This window comes from Dietzia sp. UBA5065 (assembly GCA_002415925.1).
GTDB lineage: Bacteria > Actinomycetota > Actinomycetes > Mycobacteriales > Mycobacteriaceae > Dietzia.
In genome coordinates this window covers 3,285-7,932 of sequence record DIAZ01000116.1, presented here as the reverse complement: position 1 = coordinate 7,932, position 4,648 = coordinate 3,285, and the positions used below count along the sequence as shown (strand labels likewise).

3 protein-coding genes and 1 tRNA gene are annotated in these 4,648 nt (G+C 68.5%); all 4 read right to left on the bottom strand.

Annotation, left to right across the window (positions count from 1 at the left end; genetic code table 11):
- Positions 1-902 (bottom strand): phytoene desaturase family protein (locus B4M60_RS09020; protein ID WP_291082512.1); only part of this gene is annotated, 902 nt, incomplete at its 3' end.
- A gap of 4 nt (positions 903-906) precedes the next feature.
- Positions 907-2,787: a DUF3556 domain-containing protein gene (locus B4M60_RS09015; protein ID WP_291082508.1), complete on the bottom strand. Its 1,881-nt coding sequence runs from the start codon at positions 2,785-2,787 to the stop codon at positions 907-909.
- 46 nt (positions 2,788-2,833) lie between these two features.
- On the bottom strand, positions 2,834-4,261 hold the full coding sequence (locus B4M60_RS09010; protein WP_291082514.1) for a class I adenylate-forming enzyme family protein: 1,428 nt from the start codon (positions 4,259-4,261) through the stop codon (positions 2,834-2,836).
- Between the two features lie 247 nt (positions 4,262-4,508).
- Positions 4,509-4,582, bottom strand: a tRNA-Gly gene (locus B4M60_RS09005).
- Positions 4,583-4,648 lie beyond the last annotated feature (66 nt).

The window sequence follows — 4,648 nt, the reverse complement described above, 5'->3', positions numbered from 1 at the left end:
TCGTGGGTCCACGGGATCCCCTCCTCCACAGCAAAGGCCACCTGGAAGGCCCCCGGTCCGTGCCGGAAGCGCCGATACGCCCGGCTGACCCGGGCGGGCAGGACCCCCTCGAGGATGTCGGCGGCGGCGCCGGGGGAGGTGTCCAGCATGAGGATGTCGGGCCGGCCCAGCTCGCGGTGGTCCCGCACGGTCACGCCGGTCTCGATCCGGCCTCCGAATTCGGCCAGTCGGCTGGCCATCGCGCGGGTGATCGAGGCGGATCCGCCCACGGCCACGGGCCAGCCGTACCGGTGCGCGGCCGTCCCCAGGGCGACGCCTATCGCGGAGGACATCGGCGACCCGAGGGGGCGGAAGGCGTGCGCGGCGACGCCGGCGAAGAGGGCCTGCGCCTCGTCGGTCCGCCACCGGCGCGCGAGCAGGGTGGCGGGGAGTGCGGCGTACGCCCCGAACCGCGCCAGGGAGAGGGGATGGCCGGGGACGTGGAGCAGGGGCTGGAGGAACTCGGTGACGATGTCGGGGAAACGCTCGGTGAGCGGCCCGAACATCCGCCGGTAGGAGTCCCCGTCGGTGCCGAGGTGGGTCGCGGTGCGGTCCACGGACCTCCACACCGCTGCCCCGCGGCCGCCGTCGAGGGGATGGGAGTATTGGACCTCCGGCAGCGCCCAGCGCACGCCGTGGGACTCGAGGTCGAACTGGCGGCTGAAGCCCGTGTCGACGGCCAGCGGATGGAAACCCGAACACTGGTCGTGCAGCAGGCCCGGCAAGGTCGACTCGCCGGACCTGGTGCCGCCGCCGATGGAGTCGGATGCTTCCAGAACGGTCACATCGACTCCACCGGCGGCCAGTGTCAACGCGGCTGCCAGACCGTTGGGTCCGCTACCGACGATGATCGCTGAGGGCATGGACTCAGCTCGCCCCCACCGGGGTCTCGTCGTGACCGGAGGCGGTGGTCGTGTCGACGAGCGGACCCTCGGCTCCGGGCGAGAAGGGGATGCTCGTGGACGCGCGCTGATCCGCCGGCAGGTACTCCGGGTGACGCCAGGTCACCACGTACGGGATCGGCCCGTTGGGCAGCCACGGCTGCTCCTTGACGACGTCGCGGACGTCGTAGTGGCCGCGCTCCACCACCCCGAGAGCCGCGTCGATCACCCGGTACTGGATGGTCTTCTTGTGCAGGGGCTGGGACTCGGTCCAGACGCTGATGAACTCGCCCGGCTCGAAGTTGCAGCGCTTCTGCACCGCCGCGATGGTCCTCTCGTCGAACAGGTGCCCGTCGCCGAACTGCCACCCGGAGAAGAAGGTGCACAGCACCTCTCCCTCGCGGAACCGGTAGTTCTCCATGCTGTCCACGTGCGCCGGCATGATGGACATGTGGCCGCGGCCCTGGGTGTTCATCATCCGGAACGCGGTGGTCTTCTGGAGGAAGATCTCCGCGCCCTCCGGCCCGAACAGGGCCGAGAGCTGGTTGTGCGGGGACGTCATCGAGGTGACGAAGTTCGGGTTGTCCAGCTTGGCCTCACAGCCGTTGTTGCGGAACGCCATGGTGGAGCTGGCCCAGTTGCCGGCGTACTGACGCATCGAGATGAGGAACGAGATCTTGTCGGGGCGGAAGTTGCCGACCAGCGGGCCGGTGAGGGTGAGGACCGCGGCGCCCACCACGATCCACACGCTGCTGGCGTCCCACAGGGCGTACCCGTCGCCGGCGAAGAAGGCCAGGAACACGATGGGGGTCGCGAACACGTAGAAGAGGTTCCACTCCTGCGGCATGGCCAGCGCGAACATCGAGTAGATGAACACGTGGAAGCACATCATGAACACGGCGGCCAGGACCGCGACGGTCCAGTTGGTCGCGAAGAGCAGGATGATCGGGACGACGAACTCGACGATCGTGCCCATGACGTGGGCGGCGAAGAAGGCCACCTTGGTGGGCATGAGGTCCTCGGGCGCGTTGCGGTAGAGCGACCGGCGCAGGGCCTTGGACCTGATCAGCGGGCCGTTGGTGAGCATCGTCTGCACGGTGGGCGTGAAGTGGACGCCGATCTTGGACAGGAACGCGCCCCACCACACCGCGAACATCGCGATCTTGGCGACGATGATCATGTCCACGTGGCCGGCACCGTACATGGTGAGGACACCGAACCCGAGCATGATCACCGAGTACTGCTCCGGCCTCGAGGCCAGGAACGTGACCCTGTCGCGCAGGCCCATCACGAGCTGGATCGCGACGTAGGTGATGAACGGCCACGCGGGGACGAGGCCGGCCTCACTGTAGGCGGCGGGGGTCTGCTGCCCGGGCAGCACCAGGCCCAGGGCGAGGGTGGCGAGCATCGCGGCGTACAGCGCCACGTCGATCGCCCTGCGCTCGTCACCCTTGGTGAACGGCACCTTGTCGGGCCACGGCGGGAGTCGCAGCGTCCCGGTCCGCATCCAGTAGCGGTACCCGGCGGTGTTGGGCTTGAACTTGAAGGCCAGCGGCCCCCACGACTCGTTGAATCCGGTGGCGGACCAGAGGATCACCCAGATCATGGCCTTCTGGTAGACGATCACCTCGCCCCACCAGGCGCCGAGGTCGAGCAGCGGCAGGCCGGGCGTGGAGAGCCCGATGATGAGCCATCCGCCGAGGAAGAAGAACAACCCCTTGACCAGGTACAGGGAGTGCATGATCTTCGGGGCGCCGAAGCCGAACTCCACCCAGTGGTGGGCGAGCAGCTTCATGCGCTCCATGGTCGGGATGGACTCGAACTTGGCCGGATCCACTGGTGGGATGTCGGCTTGCATGAACCCCATGGGGTCTCCTTATCGGGTTGGGTTGAGGGGTGAGGTGGGTGGTCGGTCAGTGGACGAATGAGGCGCGCAGGCGCGGCTTGTCGATCTTTCCCACCGGGTTCTTGGGCAGCTCGGAGGTGATCTCCACGTCGACGGGCACCTTCACCCGGGTGAGGTGCTCCGTGCAGTGGGCGATGACCGCCTCGGGCGTCAGGCCGGCATCGGGATAGGGGACGACGAACGCCACGGGGACCTCGCCCAGGACGTCGTCCGGGCGGCCCACCACCGCGACCTCGAGGACGCCGGGGAGGCTTCCGATGGCGTTCTCGATCTCCTTGGGGTACAGGTTCTCCCCGCCGCGGATGATCATGTCCTTGATCCGGTCGACGATGCTGAGGTAGCCGTCGGCGTCGAGCACGCCGACATCCCCGGTGCGGACCCACCCGTCCACGATGGTCGCGGCGGTGGCCTCGGGGTTGTTGAGGTACCCGGCCATGACGATGGGGCCGGTGATCAGCACCTCTCCGGACTGACCGGTGGGGACGTCGCGCAGGTGCTCGTCGACGATGCGGATCTGCTGCCCGGGAAGGGCGGGGCCGACGGTGCCGGGCTTGCGCGGTCCGTCGATCGGGTTCACCGCCGAGGCGCACGTCGCCTCGGTGAGCCCGTAGCCCTCCAGGATCGGGACCCCCAGGAGCCGCTCCGAGGCCGCCAGGAGTTCTCGGGTGGAGGGCGCCGCGCCGCAGACCGCGAACCGCAGGGACGACAGGTCGCGGTCGCGCCCCTCCGGCCTGGTCAGGAGCAGCGCGTAGATGGTCGGCACCGCAGAGAAGTAGGTGGGGCGCAGCTGTTCCACCGTGTCGAAGAACGTGGAGGCGGAGAAGCCGTCGACGATCGAGAGCCGGGCACCGACCCTGAGCGGCGCCAGGAGGCTGACCATGATGGCGTTGACGTGGAACAGCGGCAGGATGAGCAGGCAGCGGTCGTCCGAGGTCATCTTCATGACCTCCGACATCGTCCGCGACATCGCGTCGGCGTTGGCGTGGGTGATCATGACGCCCTTGGGGCGTCCGGTCGACCCGCTGGTGTAGATCACCAGGGCGAGGTCGGTGGGGGCGATCGGCACCGGATCGGTGGCATCGGTCGACCCGACCCATAGGTCATCGACGCCAATCGACGGTGCCCCCCCGTCGGGCGCCCCCGCACCGGAGTTCACCACGAGCACCGCCTGGGCGTCCCTGATCTGGTGGCCGGCTTCCTCGTGGGTGAAGTTCGGGTTGATCGGCGTGGCGGCGGCCCCGAGGTGCCACGCGGCGAAGATCGCCAGCACCAGTTCGCTGCGGTTCGGCAACATCACCGCCACCACATCGCCCCTGCTGACGCCGCTCTCGCGGAACTGGGCGGCGATGGCGGAGACCCGCCCGTCGAGGTCGCGGAACGTCAGTTCGCTGCGCTCGTCGCGGATCGCGGGGGCGTCCCCGTAGCGCTCCGCCATCGCTCGTAGGAGATGCCCGGGTTCCACGTCGACTCCTCATCGTTCGCTTATGTGACCTCGGACACTACGCATCGTGGCGCGGGTGCACATCGGACAATGTGACGAACTTCACGAGCCGGATTGTGCACCGTGCACAATGAGGGGGCGGGCTCGCGGGAGGGAGGCCCGAGAGGCCCAGCGCGCGTTCACCTGAGACGACTCGAGGCCCTCCCGCGGGGGAGGGCCTCGAGTCGTTCGGTCTTTTCTGTGGAGCCGATGACGGGAATCGAACCCGCGCTGTCTGCTTGGGAAGCAGAAGTTCTACCATTGAACTACATCGGCATCGTGCTACATCGGCATCGCCCGGTGAGGGCCGGATCAGGTTAGCACGACGGGCGCGCCTACCCG